Source organism: Amycolatopsis sp. CB00013, assembly GCF_001905755.1.
GTDB classification, from domain to species: domain Bacteria; phylum Actinomycetota; class Actinomycetes; order Mycobacteriales; family Pseudonocardiaceae; genus Amycolatopsis; species Amycolatopsis japonica.
The window spans coordinates 690,554-705,567 of sequence record NZ_LIWC01000003.1 but is presented as its reverse complement, the minus strand read 5'-3'; the positions used below and the strand labels follow the sequence as shown (position 1 = coordinate 705,567).

16 protein-coding genes are annotated in these 15,014 nt (G+C 70.1%); 4 read left to right on the top strand and 12 right to left on the bottom strand.

Going from position 1 to position 15,014, the window contains the following annotated elements; translation table 11 throughout:
* Positions 1-192 precede the first annotated feature (192 nt).
* The 9 genes from mraZ to AMK34_RS22820 form a co-directional block, all read right to left on the bottom strand.
* Positions 193-624, bottom strand: coding sequence for a division/cell wall cluster transcriptional repressor MraZ (gene mraZ / locus AMK34_RS22860; protein ID WP_005156436.1), 432 nt, complete (start codon positions 622-624; stop codon positions 193-195).
* Between the two features lie 579 nt (positions 625-1,203).
* On the bottom strand, positions 1,204-1,797 hold the full coding sequence (locus tag AMK34_RS22855; RefSeq protein WP_241832837.1) for a hypothetical protein: 594 nt from the start codon (positions 1,795-1,797) through the stop codon (positions 1,204-1,206).
* Positions 1,790-2,821 (bottom strand): WXG100 family type VII secretion target, encoded by a 1,032-nt coding sequence (locus AMK34_RS22850; RefSeq protein ID WP_073846738.1) that lies wholly within the window; start codon positions 2,819-2,821, stop codon positions 1,790-1,792. Before AMK34_RS22850 ends, AMK34_RS22855 begins: the two co-directional genes overlap by 8 nt.
* A complete protein-coding gene (locus tag AMK34_RS22845) occupies positions 2,818-3,141 on the bottom strand; it encodes a type VII secretion target (protein WP_038516452.1) in 324 nt (107 codons plus the stop codon). Before AMK34_RS22845 ends, AMK34_RS22850 begins: the two co-directional genes overlap by 4 nt.
* Complete coding sequence (locus AMK34_RS22840; RefSeq protein ID WP_073846737.1) at positions 3,138-3,656, bottom strand: YbaB/EbfC family nucleoid-associated protein; 519 nt, start codon at positions 3,654-3,656, stop codon at positions 3,138-3,140. The genes AMK34_RS22845 and AMK34_RS22840 overlap by 4 nt, the downstream gene beginning before the upstream one ends.
* 52 nt (positions 3,657-3,708) lie before the next feature.
* Positions 3,709-4,461: an ESX secretion-associated protein EspG gene (locus AMK34_RS22835; RefSeq protein ID WP_038516457.1), complete on the bottom strand. Its 753-nt coding sequence runs from the start codon at positions 4,459-4,461 to the stop codon at positions 3,709-3,711.
* The gene (locus tag AMK34_RS22830) at positions 4,458-5,036 is read right to left on the bottom strand and encodes a PPE domain-containing protein (RefSeq protein WP_073846736.1); all 579 of its coding nucleotides are present in this window, start codon (positions 5,034-5,036) and stop codon (positions 4,458-4,460) included. Before AMK34_RS22830 ends, AMK34_RS22835 begins: the two co-directional genes overlap by 4 nt.
* A gap of 11 nt (positions 5,037-5,047) precedes the next feature.
* The gene (locus AMK34_RS22825) at positions 5,048-5,584 is read right to left on the bottom strand and encodes a DUF3558 family protein (RefSeq protein WP_073846735.1); all 537 of its coding nucleotides are present in this window, start codon (positions 5,582-5,584) and stop codon (positions 5,048-5,050) included.
* 4 nt (positions 5,585-5,588) lie between these two features.
* Positions 5,589-5,942, bottom strand: coding sequence for a hypothetical protein (locus tag AMK34_RS22820; RefSeq protein WP_038516462.1), 354 nt, complete (start codon positions 5,940-5,942; stop codon positions 5,589-5,591).
* A 285-nt stretch (positions 5,943-6,227) separates the two neighbouring features.
* Between AMK34_RS22820 and AMK34_RS22815 the strand changes: the two genes are divergently transcribed.
* The 3 genes from AMK34_RS22815 (at position 6,228) to AMK34_RS22805 (ending at position 11,158) form a co-directional block, all read left to right on the top strand.
* Positions 6,228-7,304 carry an AAA family ATPase gene (locus AMK34_RS22815; protein ID WP_073846734.1) on the top strand — a complete coding sequence of 359 codons (1,077 nt, stop codon included), beginning with the start codon at positions 6,228-6,230 and terminating at the stop codon, positions 7,302-7,304.
* A 72-nt stretch (positions 7,305-7,376) separates the two neighbouring features.
* Entirely contained in the window at positions 7,377-8,651 is a 1,275-nt protein-coding gene (locus AMK34_RS22810; protein WP_037343164.1) for a DUF58 domain-containing protein, read from the top strand.
* Positions 8,648-11,158, top strand: coding sequence for a transglutaminase family protein (locus AMK34_RS22805; protein WP_073846733.1), 2,511 nt, complete (start codon positions 8,648-8,650; stop codon positions 11,156-11,158). The genes AMK34_RS22810 and AMK34_RS22805 overlap by 4 nt, the downstream gene beginning before the upstream one ends.
* A 164-nt stretch (positions 11,159-11,322) precedes the next feature.
* On the opposite strand, the gene AMK34_RS22800 is transcribed toward AMK34_RS22805, so the two are convergent.
* The 3 genes from AMK34_RS22800 to AMK34_RS22790 all read right to left on the bottom strand — a co-directional run bounded on the left by AMK34_RS22800 (position 11,323) and on the right by AMK34_RS22790 (position 14,038).
* Positions 11,323-11,739 (bottom strand): DUF3040 domain-containing protein, encoded by a 417-nt coding sequence (locus AMK34_RS22800; protein ID WP_073846732.1) that lies wholly within the window; start codon positions 11,737-11,739, stop codon positions 11,323-11,325.
* 197 nt (positions 11,740-11,936) lie between these two features.
* Positions 11,937-13,154 carry a DNA polymerase IV gene (gene dinB, locus AMK34_RS22795; protein ID WP_073846731.1) on the bottom strand — a complete coding sequence of 406 codons (1,218 nt, stop codon included), beginning with the start codon at positions 13,152-13,154 and terminating at the stop codon, positions 11,937-11,939.
* Between the two features lie 149 nt (positions 13,155-13,303).
* Positions 13,304-14,038, bottom strand: coding sequence for a methyltransferase domain-containing protein (locus tag AMK34_RS22790; protein ID WP_037343156.1), 735 nt, complete (start codon positions 14,036-14,038; stop codon positions 13,304-13,306).
* A gap of 109 nt (positions 14,039-14,147) precedes the next feature.
* On the opposite strand from AMK34_RS22790, the gene AMK34_RS22785 reads away from it, so the two are divergent.
* Positions 14,148-15,014 (top strand): ParA family protein, encoded by an 867-nt coding sequence (locus AMK34_RS22785; protein ID WP_007029346.1) that lies wholly within the window; start codon positions 14,148-14,150, stop codon positions 15,012-15,014.

Below are 15,014 nucleotides of genomic sequence, written 5' to 3'. Positions count from 1 at the left end.
TTCCTGTAGTGCCGGGGAAGATGCCGGATGCCGTCAGGTCCCTGTCCGCCCGCCTGCTGACCTGGTACCGGGGAAGGTGTACCAGGGCCACTGAGCGGACAGAGGCCTCACGGCATCCGTGTGGACGGTTCCCGGCGTGTCCGAAGCGTGAACCCGCGCCCCCCGACGGCGTGGGTGCTTCCTCGGTCACGTCTAGAAGACGCCCGGCAGAACTTCCTCTCGAGCCTTCGCGTAGCTGTCCTCGTGTTCGTCCAGGTAGCCCTGCCACGCTTGGGCGTCCCAGATCTCCAGCCTGGTGATCGCCCCGATCACCACGCACTCCTTGTTCAGCCCGGCATAGCGTCGGAGCTCGGACGCGATCGCGATACGTCCTTGCCCGTCCGGGCGTTGTTCGTCCGTCCCGGCGAAGAGATAACGCTGATAGGCCCGGACCGCCTCGTTCGTGAACGGGGCGTCGGCGACCTTCCTCGCCATCTGCTCGAACTCGGCCCGGGGAAAGACGAAGAGACAGTGATCCTGTCCCTTGGTGACCATCAGCCCACCGGCGAGCGCGTCGCGGAACTTCGCGGGCAGCGTGAGCCGCCCCTTGTCATCCAGTTTCGGGGTGTGGGTGCCGAGGAACACCGGCTCCACCTCCCTACCGATCTCGGCTGCGAACAACCAAGCCCGGCCACGGGGCTCCCTTCTGCCCCACTGCGCACCACCGTACCCCACTTTTCACCACAGTCAACGCGGCAAAAGCCGCGACCACTCCGTCGTGTCAGACGTTTTCGCTGGTCAGCCAGGTGGGGCCTGGTGGGGGCTCGGTGGGGGACGGTGGCCAAGATCCCCCTGGGCGGGTATCGAAGCAACCTCATCCATGCCTGACACGTCCGGATATCGGCCGCCGGAACCCTGCTGTGGCGCGAAGTGGGGTGAAAGTGGGGAATCCGGTGGGGCGGGCGGGGACACAGTGGAGGGTGGCCGTCGGGTCATCCCATGACCCGGGGTCGACAAAGGACTCCGTCCCGTCCTCGTGAGGGTTCGGGAGGCGTGTCGCGAAAGCCACTTTCGAGACATCAGACGTCGCGAAAGTGGCTTTCGCGACGTGATCGCCAGGGTGGTACGGGCACGGCAACGGCTGACGTTGCGAAAGCCACTTTCGCAACCTTCAATGTTGCGAAAGTGGCTTTCACAACCCCAGTCAAGGCGGGCATCCCGAGGTCAGCCGCGGTTGCGCTTGCGACGGCGTCCGTTCATCCCCGGTGTCACGCGACGGCTGACGCCGCGCCAGTCCTTGGGCTTCTCCTTCGGCTCCGGCAGAAGCCGGTCGATGCCCTTGCCCGCGAACCAGCCGGTTACATACCCGGGGATCAGGCTCACGAAGGTGAAGAACATCCACCACCCATAGGAAAACGGCGCCCGCGGCCGATCCACGGGGACCGTGCCGTAATGAGGTGCCCCGTGCCGGCCCGCCCACCTATAGGACACGACCTCCACGACACCCGAGAGATCAGTGGACGATCCGATCGTCGTGGAAGAGACCCGCGGTTTGCCCAGCAGCTCTCGATCCCATTTGACCTCCGCCTCGCAGACATAGGTCATCCAGAGCGCCATCGGGGTGCGATGACACCCCTTGACCTGCGCCGTGCCGAACCTGTCGACGTCGTGCACCTGGCTGATTTCCAACGCGGAACCCAGCGAAGCCATGAACCACACACCCAGCACCGCGAAGACGACACCCGTGACCATCTTCAAGCCGGACCGGCTTCGACGCTTCCTGGTCGGCGGCTCGCCGACTTCGGCCCGCTCAGCCATCGTCGTCGAGCGATCCGCTGATCCGGCCGGATTTGGCCGACCCACCGTCGTATTGCTCCCGGTTCTCGGCAGCCGCCTTGCCCGCTTCCTTGCCGATCTTCAAACCCGTGTTGTCGGCGATCTTTCCCCTGACGGTGGTCTCCATACGTTCCTTCGCGGTACGGAGGTACTTGAGGTTGTCACCCTTGAGTGCGTCCAGCGTCTCGTCGCTCGCCTTGATCGCCCTGTTCGCTTCACGCCCCAGTTCTGACGACTTCCGCCCGAGCGCCCGCGCCGCTTCTCTGGCCCGGTCGCTCGATCCTTCGAACCTCTTCACGAACTTCTGGATGGCGCTCAGCAGCTTGCCCAGCTTCTTCTGGATCTTCGCCATGACCGTGACCGCATCGGCGAAGACACTCGCGGTGAAAGCGGCGACCGAGCCGCCCAAGGTGAACCACGACGACGCGAGGGCGAGCAGCGCCCGGGTGATCACATCACTGATGAAGGTGGCGATGATGTCGAAGATCAGCGCCCGCGCGGTCGCCACCACCATCCCCCCGGTGGTGATCCACCGCGCCGATTCCTTCGCTTCCGCGGCGACATCGCGGAGCGACTGGGTGTACTGCAGCGCGACGCGGCGGTAGGCGATGGCCGCGTCACCGTCCCATCCGGATGTCGTGCTCAGTGAACCTTCGTAGTCACCCGCGACGGCTTCGAGTTCGATGGCGATGTTGTTCCAGGTCTGCGCCGCTCGCTGGACCAGGTCGGGGTCGCCGGTGAGGATCTCCAGTGGTTCGCGGATGAAGTCGAGGTTCTCCATCAGCCAGCCGACACCGGCCTTGACCAGTTCTCCGAGCGGATTCAAGACCATCGACAGGGCGTCCAGCCCGACGGAGACCCCGTCCATCGCGAGCGCGAACGCGTCGATGTCTTCGTCGGGCTTCGGGTTGAGGGTGCCCACCAAGCCTTCGATGCTGTCGCCGAGACCGGAGCCCTTGAAGTACTTCTCGTCGTCTTCCTTCTTCGCGATCAGCTCTTCGCTCACAGCTTCTTCCCCAGGTCCCGGCCGAGCTGCGCCGCGTCGTCGTCGATCTTCGTGTAGTCCGTGGCCGCCTTCCTCAGCGCATCGGACAACGCGTCGCCGAGATTCGCCGCGCTGGTCATCAGCTCGTCCGCGTCACCCTGGGCCAGCTGAAGGACACCGCCGACGGGCACCGCGCACAGCAGGCCATAGCCCTGGAAGCCGCCCATCCCGACCTGGTTCGCCGCCGAGGCCGCGCCGCGGATGCGGTCGGCGAGGTCGGTGACCTGGTCCGCGTGTGCTTTGAGGCGTTCCGGCGAGACGCCGTATCCCGGCCCGCTCACGAGCGGCCGGTCCAGTCGACGTGCTGGAAGTCCTCGCCGTCGTCCTCATCGGACACGGGACGGGGCGGCCGGGGTTTAGCGGGCGGCGGTTCGGCCGGGACGCCGAAGCGTGCGGAGTCGTCCGGTTCCGGAGCGGGCTGCGCTACTTCCCTCGGCGGCAGGGTGCTTTTGATGAAGTCCACTGCGTCGGAGTCTTCGCCGGTCAGCCCGGCCATGATCTCCAGCGTCCGGTCCGCCGCCCGCGTCGTCGCCTTGCGGTAGGTACTCATGATCAGCGACGCGAGCTGGGCGGGCGGCCGCTCCTGTGCCTGCGGGGACAGCGAGAGCGACGTCAGTCCCCCACCGGGGTTGACCGTCACGGTGACCAGCCGGTCCGGGCTGCTCAGCGTGACGACGTTGTTCTCCAGATCGGCCTTCGCCTGTTCCGCCTTGGCGAGCAGAGCGGCGCTGCGCCGCTCCTGTTCCCGCATCCACTCCTGCGGATCCCGCACGTGGCCACCGAACGGCACGGTCATTCCGAAACCCCCACTTCCCGAAGGCCCCCTCAGGCTTTCGACTCGTCACAACCTAGCGGTCCGGGTCCAGCAGCGAGGCCAGTCGCGCGGCCAGCCGGGGACCGTCCACAGGGGACACGTTCACCCACGCCTGCCCGCCGCGGCCCTCGGTGCGCGCCGCGCAGTACGCGCCGACGTCGGTGTCGAACCAGGTCAGCCCGCCCGCCCGGTGCGCCCGGCCGTCGCGGTCGCGGGTCCGGACGGTGAACTGGCCCGCGCTGTAGACGGGCCGCGCCTGGATCGCGAGCACCTCGCGCAGCTGACCGTCCGAAGCCGACGATCGCCCGCCCTCGCCGAACACCGGATCTTCCAGGGCGTCGCCGAAGCGCGCCGCGGGCAGGCTGATGCCGTAACCGGGGCCGGGCCGCAGTTCGGGCAGGACGTCGACGATCGCCCCGAACACCTCGCCGTCGCCGATCCCGGAGAGCGCGATGGTCTGCTCGGGTTGCGTGGCCAGCACGCCGTGCCGCCCTCGCGCGGCCGCGACCGCGCGGAAAGGTGCCGGAGCCGTCATATCGGCCAGCGCCTCGCATTCGACGTAGACCTCGGCGCGCGCGAGCAGGTCCAGCCGCGCTTCCAGGGCGGCGTCGAGCCGGTCCCCGTCATAGAGGCCTCGTTCGGCGAGGTTGTCGTAGACCGCGCCGCGGATCTCGGCGCGTTCCGCTTCCGTGGCGCCGACGCTGCGCACGGACAGTGGCCATGGCGGGGCCGCGTGTCCCAGATCGGTCCACAGGACGTCGAACGCCGACGCGGAAACGCGGATCAAGACCGCCCCAGCTCGGGCGGTTTCCCGAAGGAGACCTGCGGGGTCAGCGAACGCAGCGAGGCATCGCGGGTGTTCATGACGTCGACGGCCTTGCGGCGGGCCTCTTCGGCTTCCGCGTGCTTGGCCTCCATCTCGTCGGCGAGCGCGGCCAGGAGCGCGAGGTTCCCGCCCGCCGCGGCCCCGCGGATCATCGCGCCGGGGTCGTAGTCCACCGGCGGCGGCATGTCGGCGCGGGCCCGCGCCGCGACCTCGGCCTGTCCGGACACCGCCTTCCCGAGCGAGGACGAGAGGTCCGCGGACCAGGCCAGCCAGCCGGACGCCGTGGCCAGCACCCCGCGGAGCGCGTCGCCCGCTTCGCCGCGCCAGTTCTCCTCACTGCTGCCGACCAGCCCGGCCAGTTCCGACGTCGCGTCCTGCATGCGCCGCGCGAGCGCGTCCCAGCCGGCTCCGATACCGCCCGCGGCCTCGGGGTCGTTGCCCGCTTCGACTTCGGCGGCCAGCGCTTCGTGGCTGTACGCCTCGTATCGCGTGGCCGCGACCGGGACCTCTCGTCCCGGCGTCTCTCCTTCAGGCACGGCACCTTCTCCTAAGGCAGTTTGGGTTCGGCCAATCCCGCCACCGTCACCGCGCGCTCGCAGGCGAGCGGGGTGTCGGTGAAGTTCGTGTTGCTCACGTCGATCTGGACGCTCGCCTTCTCCCCCATGCCGAGCAGGACCGCGCAGGTCCCGTCGGCGGCCTTCTTGTCGGCCACCTTCAGCGCGTTCCGGCCACCGACCTTGGTCTTGGTGGCGGTCTTGCGCGCGACCTCGAGATCCGCCAGGCCGTTCTTCTCGTCCACGGTGATGGTGACGCCGAAGGTCGCGGGCACCGTCCAGTCGCAGGCGCGGGCGCCGTTGATCTCCTTCGCGACGCCGAGCACGTTGATCCCGGCGGTCGACCTGTCCTTCGGGTCGAGCAGCGTGCACGGATCCACGCCGCGATCCGGCGCGGGCGCCGAGGACGAAGGCGCGGGAGCCGGGGCACCGTCGGCGGCCGGAACCGGCGCCTGGCCTGCGGCCCCCTGTCCGCAGGCGGACACTGCGAGGACGACCAGGACGCCGAGCGCGGAAAGGCCGGACTTCATGGGGTCAGCCGCCGACACAATCCACATCCGCCGCCGCTTGTTCATCCTGTCGGGTGTACTTCGCCAGCGCCTTCTCGATCCGGTTCTTGAGCGCCTCGAGTTCCTTGCCGAACGCGGTGAGCGCCTCGACCGCGGAGCCTTCGGTGCCGATCCCGTACTGCGCCATGAACTTGCCGACCTCGTCCGCGTATCCCCCGCCGAGGGGAACCGTGCGGCCGAGCACCTTCGCCTCGCGGACCATCTGGCCGACCACGTCTTGCAGGGCGGAGATCTTCACGTGGGCGTCGGCGGCCAGCTCCGGCGCGACCGCGAACCCGCTCAGATCGAACCGTGGCTTGGCGGTACTCACCTCGCTCATAAGCGATTACGCCTCTCCGTAGTCGAGCGACCTCGCACCGGAGCATACGACAAAACAAGGCGTCAGCGGGAGCACCCGAAAACGCGCTCACCTCACCCGATCGAGGTAAGGTCTCTGGTTGCACAGAGTCATCGACTGGGGTTGGCGGGGTTCCCCCCACGAGTTCGCCCGAGTTTGACACACTTCGTGGGAGGCTGACCGCTACCCGGGGGACTGCTCGGGCCTTGAAAGCTGACCTTCAGCAGGATCCAGCGGACATCCAGCCACGCGGCATCAGGAGGTCGAGTGACGTCGAGAATCCAGTCTGCGACGCCCGGCGAACACCAGGGCGAGCAGGCAACCGGGCAAGCGCCGTACCCCACGGGCGCCGGCTCGGTCAGCGGTCGGCAGAACGGCCGGGAGGCCAGAGCGTCGCTGGACGAACTGCACGAGACCGCGCGGCGGATCGCCGCCAACGTGGAGCGGGTACTGGTCGGCAAACCCGACGTCATCCGCATCGCGCTCGTGACCCTGCTCGCCGAAGGCCACCTCCTCGTCGAAGACGTCCCCGGGGTCGGCAAGACCTCGCTGGCGAAGGCGCTGGCCCGTTCGATCGACTGCACCGTCAGCCGGATCCAGTTCACCCCCGACCTGTTGCCCAGCGACGTCACCGGGGTGTCCATCTACAACCGGCAGAGCGGCGAGTTCGAGTTCCGTCCCGGTCCGGTGTTCGCGAACATCGTGGTCGGCGACGAGATCAACCGCGCCTCGCCGAAGACGCAGTCGGCCCTGCTCGAATGCATGGAAGAGCACCAGGTCACCGTCGACACCTCGACCTACCACCTCGAAGAGCCGTTCATGGTGATCGCCACCCAGAACCCCATCGAGATGGAGGGCACCTACGCGCTGCCCGAGGCCCAGCGGGACCGGTTCACCGCGCGGGTGTCCATCGGCTACCCCGACCAGCAGGCCGAGCTGGCCATGGTCGACGAGCACGCCGGGCACAACCCGCTGGCCGACCTCGAGCCCGTCTCCGACCGCGAGTCGGTACAGCGGCTGATCGAGACGGTGCGCTCGGTGCACATGTCGCCGGAGATCCGCCGGTACGCCGTCGACCTGGTGGCCGCGACCCGTCAGGTGCCGGAGATCCGCCTCGGCGCCTCGCCGCGGGCGACCCTGCAGCTGGTCCGCGCCGCCCGCGCGCAGGCCGCGCTCTCCGGCCGCGAGTTCGTCGTCCCGGACGACCTGCACACGGTCGCGGTCCCGGTGCTGGCCCACCGCATGGTGCTCACCACCGAGGCGCACGCCGCCCGCCGGTCGGCCACCGACGTGGTCCGCGCGATCCTGCACCGCGTTCCCGTTCCGCAGGGCTCGAACCGCTGACACACGAGGAATCCATCCATGCCCCCGCCACCGCCCTCAACGGGCGAGCTTCGCTCGACGGAGTGAACCCACATGCTGCGTGCTCTGTCCGGCCTGACCACACGCGGCCGCTGCCTCCTCGCCGCCGGCGTCGCCGCGGCGGCGTGCTCGTTCGTGCTCAACGAACGGGATCTGCTGCGGGTCGCGGTGTTCGTGATCGCCCTGCCGCTGCTGGTCGCCTTCTTCATCTCGGCGACCCGGCTGCGGCTGGGCGCGGCCCGCTCGCTGCGCCCGGAGCGGGTCTCGGTCGGCTCGCCGGGCGAGGTCCAGCTCGAACTCTGGCGGAACGGCAGGCTCCCGGCCGGTGAGGTGCTGCTCGAAGACGGCGTGCCCTACGCGCTCGGTTCGCGGCCGCGGTTCGTCGTCGAACGCCTCCCCCACGACCGCCGGGTCGCGCTGCGGTATCCGCTGCAGCCGGTGCTGCGCGGGATCCAGCAGGTCGGCCCGCTGCGGGCGACGATCACCGACCCGTTCGGGCTGTGCGAGTTCGAACGTGAGCTGATCGCGCATTCCCGGCTGGTCGTCGTGCCGAAGGTGGTCGGCCTGTGGGGCCTGCCCAGCGGCGCCGGGATCGGCGCGGGCGACGACGGCAGCATCCGGCTGCACGCCGGGCAGGGCGAGTCGGACGTGATCGTCCGGCAGTACCGCCAAGGCGACGACCTGCGGAAGGTCCACTGGCGCTCGACCGCCCGCCGCGACGAGATCATGGTCCGCGTCGAGGAACGGCCGTGGCGCGGCGGCACCACGGTGCTGCTGGACCACCGCGCGGCCGCGCACCACGGCACCGGCCCCGCGGCGAGCCTCGAATGGGCCGTCTCGTTCGCCGCTTCCGTGGCGCTGCACCTGCGGCGTTCCGGGCACCGGGTCCGCCTGATCACCGAACACGGCCTGACCCTGGCCGACACCCCCGGCGAGGGTGGCGAGCACTACGACAACGTCGTGCTCGACGTCCTCGCCGCGCTCCAGCCCGCGCACCAGCGCGACATCACCCTCGGCCACGACCCGGCTGAGGGACAGGAACTCATCGCGGTGCTCGGCACCGTCAGCAACGAATCCGTGCACGAGCTGTCCCGGTACCGCCCGCGCGGGATCCGGAGCCTCGCCGTGCTGCTCGACACCCCCGGCTGGTCGTCCGGCGTCAACCGGCCCGAAAACCGTGCCGCCGCCACCGAGGAATCGGTGGCGCTGCTGCGAGCCGCGGGCTGGGGCGTCGTCGTCGCCGGTCCCGGATCGCCCATGCCGCAGGTCTGGGCCGAGCTCTGCCAGACGGCCACCCGCCGGGGCACGCTGATCGGAGGCGGCCTGTGACCGCGACCGCGCCGCCCCTGCAGCACACCCCCAAACCGCGTCCCTCCGCCCCGCCGCCCGTCTGGACGAGCAGCGTGCTCGCGCCGGTCGCCGCCGGGCTCGCCACGTTGTTCGCCTCGACCTCGCTCACCGGCGTGGTCTCCGGCTGGGCGTGGTTCGGCTACCTGCTGGTCGCCGTCGTGCTGATCGCCTCGACCGGCCTCGCCCTGCGCTCGCTGCGCGCGCCGACCATCGTCGTCGGCCTGGCGCAACTGCTGGTCCTGCTGCTCCTGATCACCGGGGCGTTCACCACCAGCGGGATCTTGAAGATCTTCCCCGGCCCGGACGCCCTCGAAGAACTGCGCGGTGTCCTCGCCGCCGCGGCCGAGCAGATCCGCGTCGGCCTGCCCCCGGTCGAGGGCACCCCGCCGATCCTCTGCCTGATCACCATCGCGATCGGCCTGGTCGCGGTCCTGGTCGACACGCTGGCCGTGGCCGCCGCCGCGCCCGCCGCGACCGGACTGGTCCTGCTGTGCGTGTACGCCGTCCCGGCCGCGCTGGCCGAGGACATGCTGCCGTGGTGGACGTTCCTGCTCGGCGCGGCCGCGTTCGCCGGCCTGCTCGCCGTCGACGGCAACCACCGGCATCGCCGCTGGCGCAACCGGGACGCGCCCGGGCTGGGCAACTCGGCGAGCACGTTGTCGGCGCCCGTCGGCGTGGTGGCCGCCGCGATCGCGATGGGCCTGGTGATCGGCACCGCCGTCACCGGGGTCGGCACCGTCGGCAGCCTTCCCGGCGGCCAGGGTTCGGGCCGCGGTGGCGCGGGCGGCTTCGGCGTCGAGCCGTTCACCCAGCTGCGTGGCCTGCTCGACCAGGGCGAGAACGTGGAGCTGTTCAAGGTCTACGGGCTGGGCGCGGACAAGCGGCTGCTGCGCGCGTTCACTTTGGACACCTACACCCCGAACAAGGGCTGGGGGCTGGCGCAGAACGGCCGCGCCCAGCAGGGCGTGCAGGCCAACAAGGGGCTTCCGCCCGCTCCGGGTGACGACGGCGCCGGGCCCGGACGCGAGATCCGGATCGAGCCGACGAACTGGGTCGACAACTGGCTGCCGATCTACGGCGCGCCGAGGGCGCTCAACGGGCTGGCCGACAACTGGCTGTACGACCCGGTCGGCGGCGCCGTGTTCACCACGACCAAGCAGAACGCGCCCGCCTACACCGAGACCGCGTCCATCAAGGAACCGTCGAAGGACGAACTCCGGCTCGACGACGCCCGCCTGGCCGAGGTGCCGCCGCAGTTCACCCAGGTCGACCGCGTCGATCCCCGCGTGGTCGCGAAGGCCAAGCAGCTGACGGAGAACGAGTCGAACAACTTCGACAAGGCGCAGGCGCTCTGGTCGTTCTTCACCGCGCAGAACGGTTTCGTGTACGACACTAAGACCGCCGACGCCACCGACTCCGACGCGCTCGCCGACTTCATCCTCAACGGCAAACGCGGGTTCTGCGAGCAGTACGCGTCCGCGATGGCCGTGATGCTGCGGGCGGTCGGCATCCCGTCGCGGGTCGCCATCGGCTTCACCTCCGGGACGCCGAAGGGCGATCACGTCTCGATCAGCTCCGAAGACGCGCACGCGTGGGTCGAGGTCTACTTCCAGACCAAGGGCTGGGTCAGCTTCGACCCGACCCCGCTGCTCGACGGCCGCGCGGTCGTCCCGCCGTACCTGCAGAACGACGCCGGCAGCTCCACGACCAACGACACCCAGGAAGTGCCGAGCGCGCCCGCGTCGAGCGCCCCCGCCACCGGCACCCCCCGCGACCAGGGCGACGACCTCGGCGCCGACGGCGGCGCGGGCCAGCAGGAGGAAGAGCCGCTGTGGCCCGCGATCCTCGCCGGGATCCTCGGCGGGCTGGCGGCCGCGCTGACGGTGGTCGCGATCGTGCGGTCGCGGTTGAGATACCGGGCGCTGATGCGGTCGTCGTCCTCCCCGGACTCGCCGGAACCGGAACACGGGTTCCTCGACAACCAGAACGTGACGAACTGGCTGCCGCTGATCGCGATCGCTTTGTGGGTGGCGGCGTTCGCGTTCCTGGCGGCGTGGGTGTCGTGGTGGTTCGCGCTGGCGCTGGTGGTCGTCCTCGGCGGGCTCGGGACGCCGACGGCGATCCGGGAGATCAAGCGGCGGCTGCGGCTGCAGAAGATCGCGTCCCGCTCCCCCGCCGCGGCCGACGCGGCGTGGCGCGAGCTGATGGACGAGTGCGCCGACCGCGGCCTGCCGCTGTCCGGCGGCGACACGGTGCGCGTGGCGGGCCGGAAGGTCGTCGAGAAGCACCGGCTGGACGAGGAGGGCCGCTCCGGGCTGCGGACGGTCATCGGCGTCGTGGAGCGATCGTGGTACTCGGACAAGCCGGCCGACGACCAGACGCTGGGCCCGGCCTTCGACGAGGTGCGCAAGAGCCTGAAGCGGAACGCGCCGATGTCGTGGAAGGGCCGCCTGTTCCCGCGCTCACTGCGGCGGCGGGACAAGTAGCCGACTGGGGCTGAAGGGCGCTTTCCCCGCATCTCATGCAGGGAAAGCGCCCTTCGCCGCGTCTCATGCGGGGAAGGCGTCCTTCAGCCCCCGCCTGCCGGGGCATGACAACGCGAACATGCCGACAAGGCGTCGCCCTGCCGGCATGTTCGCGTGTGTGAGAGCTATTGCTCCTCGAAGCGCTGGCGGAAGCGCTCTTCCATGCGCTGGGTGAACGAGCTCCGGCGCGTGGACGACTTGCCGCCGCCACCTCCGCCGCCACCCGGGCCACCGCTGTCCTTACCGCCCTCCGTTTCGGCTCCTTGCCGAATCGATGTGACGGCCATCATGACTCCGAAGAACATCACGAGGAACCCGAGCACGCTGATCACTGGGATCTCGGCCACCCGGATGTTGACCACCACGCCGAGCACCAACAGTGCGACGCCCACTACGAACAGGGCGATGCCCTGCAAACGCCGTCGGCGGGCGGGGCGGCGCAACCGGGTGCCTCGCACCGTGGATGCGAACTTGGGGTCCTCGGCATAGAGCTCGCGCTCGATCTGATCGAGCAGCCGCTGCTCATGCTCGGAGAGTGGCATCTTTCCTCCTCCGGCACAGCTGTCGCGGGCGCCGGGCCGCGCAACGTCATGGACCCAACAGACAACCCCAGGCGGGGTGTCTCTGTCCAGGATACGAGCCCCGCGCTCGTCCGACTACCCGATCCCGTATCCAGAAGGGATCGAATTGGGCGAAACCACCCGACTCGGCTCTCCCGAAGGCGACCGAGCAGGCGATGTCACTGGTCACGGGGGGTCAGCAGTGACGCGGGCCGCACCGCGGCGGCACCGAACTTCGACCTCGCGACGTCGGCTGCGACTTCCGCATCCCGCCAACGGGGTTCGGAAGATGCGAAAAGCAGCTGTTCTCCACTACTCTCCGTGTCCAAGCCCTCGACCCTTACGCCGATCAGGCGGACTGCACCCGTCGGCGCGTGCTCGGCGAGGAGCTCGACGGCCGTGCGGTGGATGTCGCGGGCCACATCCACCGGGACGGCGGTTGTCCTGGCGCGGGTGATGGTCTTGAAATCGGCGAACCGGACCTTGATCGACACCGTCCGCCCGCGAAGGCCTCGGCGGCGCAAGGTGGCGGCGACGCGTTCCGACAGCCGGAGCAGTTCCAGCCCGAGCGCCGAGCGGTCGTGGAGGTCGACGTCGAAGGTCACTTCGGCGCCGATCGACTTGTCCGGCGACTCCGGGACGACCTTGCGGTCGTCGTGCCCGTTCGCGAGGGCGTACAGATGCTCCCCCAGCGCCCGCCCGAGCGACCGCCTCAGCCTCGACAGCGGGGCGGCGGCGACGTCGGCGACGGTGTCGAGCCCCTGCTGCCGCAAGTGCTCCTCGGTGCGCTTGCCGACGCCCCACAGCGCCGACACGGGCAGCGGGTGCAGGAACGCGAGCGTCTCGGCCGCCGGGACGACGACCATGCCGTCCGGTTTCGCCATCCCGGACGCCAGCTTCGCGACGAACTTGACCTTCGCGACGCCGACCGAGCAGCTGATCCCGAAATCGGCGGCCACCCGCTCGCGGATCCAGGCCCCGAGCCGCGCGGGCGAGGAGTCCAGCCGTTTGAGCGCTCCGCTGACGTCCAGGAAGGCTTCGTCCAGGCTCAGCGGCTCCACCAGTGGCGTCAGCTCGCGGAAGATCCCCATGACGCCCTGGGACACCTCGCCGTAGAGCCCGGGTGTCGGGGTGATGCAGATCAGCTGCGGGCAGAGCCGTTTGGCCGTCGAGAACGGCATGGCCGACCGGACGCCGAACTCGCGCGCCGCGTAGCTCGCGGCCGCGACGACCGACCTCGGGCCGCCACCGGAGACGACCACCGGCTTACCCGTCAGCTCCGGGCGGGTGCGCAGCTCACAGGACACGAAGAAGGCGTCCATGTCGACGTGCAGCAGGCCGCAGCCGGTGTCGTCGGGCCAGGTGGTGGCCCCGGTCGTCACGCGGTAGCGGGCCATCCCTCCGGGCAGTTCGGCGTTTCGTCCCACGGGCAGACGTTAGCCCGGACCACCGACAGTTCCCCGCTTCGAGTGTCATGAAAGGGGCGTTCAGGACATTTTTCGTCCTGAACGACCCTTTCATGACATCCGGAAGGGCTCCGCGACGATCAGGCCGGGCGGCGGGCCAGCAGGTGCAGCCGGCTGGCGATGTCCCGCAACGGCGCAACCGACGCCGCCGCCAGCTCGAATTCGGCCAGGTCCTCTTCCCGCACCCCGCCGGGCACGAAGTCCGCCACGACGCCGTCGCCCTGCAGCGAGGTCACCTCGAGGCCCACCTCGATCAGCTGGGCGCGCAGGGCTTCGGCGTCGAATCGCCGCAGCACGGTCTCCCGGCCGCCGCCGAGCACGCCGCTTTCGGCCGCGAGCAGTTCCCGCGCCTCGCCGAGACGTCCGGCCAGCGCGCGCTGCAGGATCGCGGCGTGCCGGTTCGCCACCAGCACCGAGACCGCGCCGCCGGGTTTGACCGCGGCGGCCAGCGCGGCGAGCACGAGCGCCGGGTCGTCGACGACCTCCAGCAGGCCGTGCGCGAGGACGAGGTCGGCCGATCCGGCGGCGACGTGGGCTCCGAGCGCGTCGGAGTCGTCGGCGATCACCGTGATGCTTCCGGAGACGCCCTCTTCTTCCGCGCGGCGGCGCAGGGTCGCCAGCGCGTTGGGGTTCGGTTCGACCACGGTCACCAGGCAGCCCGCCGACGCCAGCGGCACCGCCCAGCCGCCGCTGCCGCCGCCGACGTCGACGACGTGCGGCTGTTGTGCGCCTCGCGCCCGTGCGGCCCGGAGTTCTGCTTCGAGAACCCGGCGAACCGCCCCCGATCCCCGCGTGGCCACGGTGTCCGTCTTCATAAACGCACAGGGTAATGCCCGCCTTCGCCGGCCCGTCGGGTGTAGTCCGATGCGGTGTTCGACACCTTGCCAAGGGGCCACCCCGCGGACTGCCCGTAGGCTGTATCGAGTGCACACGGTCGCTGTTCTCAGCCTGAAGGGTGGCGTCGGTAAAACGACGGTCGCCCTCGGTGTCGCGTCCGCCGCGCTGCGTAGGGGCGCCCGGACACTCGTGGCCGACCTCGACCCGCAAGGCAACGCCACCACCTCGCTGGACCCGCCCTTCACCGATCGCACGCTGGCCGACGTCCTCGAGACGCCGGTGCGCTCGGTGCTCGAACGCGCGATCGCGCCCAGCGTGTGGAGCGACCAGATCGACGTCCTCGTCGGCGCAGAAGAGCTGGAGATGCTCAACGAGCCCGACGCCGACAGCCGCCGTCTGGAGAACCTCTCGCGCGCGCTCGACGAGCTGCACACGAACCCGTTGCGCGAGGAACCCTACGAACTGGTGATCCTCGACTGCCCGCCGTCGCTGGGCAGGCTGACCCGCTCCGCGCTGGTGGCCGCGGACAGCGCCCTGATCGTCACCGAGCCGACGATGTACGCCGTCTCCGGCGCGCGCCGCGCCCTCGACGCGATCGAGAAGATCCGCGAGGAGCAGAACCCGGGGCTGCGGCCGATCGGCGTCGTGGTCAACAAGCTCCGCGTGCGCTCCTACGAGCACCAGTTCCGCGTGGCCGAGCTGCGGGAGAACTTCGGCCCGCTGGTGATGCCGACGGCCATCCCGGACCGGCTCGCCGTGCAGCAGGCGCAGGGCGCGTGCAGCCCGATCCACGAGTGGCACTCCCCCGGCGCGCAGGAGATCGCGCTCACCTTCAACATGGTGCTGGCGAAGGTCCTGCGGTCGAGCCGGGCCGGGCGGCATCGCGTCCGCGGCGAGGAAGAGCCCGAGACCACCGAGGCACCCGCCAAGCTGAGCGACACCGGCACGGGATAG

What these genes read in the sequence shown, in the direction of transcription:
- AMK34_RS22800 (WP_073846732.1), bottom strand. Translation starts at nt 11,739, where the DNA reads ATGCCACTCTCCGAGCATGAGCAGCGGCTGCTCGATCAGATCGAGCGC.
- AMK34_RS22790 (WP_037343156.1), bottom strand. Translation starts at nt 14,038, where the DNA reads ATGAAGACGGACACCGTGGCCACGCGGGGATCGGGGGCGGTTCGCCGG.
- dinB (WP_073846731.1), bottom strand. Translation starts at nt 13,154, where the DNA reads ATGGCCCGCTACCGCGTGACGACCGGGGCCACCACCTGGCCCGACGAC.
- AMK34_RS22825 (WP_073846735.1), bottom strand. Translation starts at nt 5,584, where the DNA reads ATGAAGTCCGGCCTTTCCGCGCTCGGCGTCCTGGTCGTCCTCGCAGTG.
- AMK34_RS22810 (WP_037343164.1), top strand. Translation starts at nt 7,377, where the DNA reads ATGCTGCGTGCTCTGTCCGGCCTGACCACACGCGGCCGCTGCCTCCTC.
- AMK34_RS22820 (WP_038516462.1), bottom strand. Translation starts at nt 5,942, where the DNA reads ATGAGCGAGGTGAGTACCGCCAAGCCACGGTTCGATCTGAGCGGGTTC.
- AMK34_RS22840 (WP_073846737.1), bottom strand. Translation starts at nt 3,656, where the DNA reads ATGACCGTGCCGTTCGGTGGCCACGTGCGGGATCCGCAGGAGTGGATG.
- AMK34_RS22855 (WP_241832837.1), bottom strand. Translation starts at nt 1,797, where the DNA reads ATGGCTGAGCGGGCCGAAGTCGGCGAGCCGCCGACCAGGAAGCGTCGA.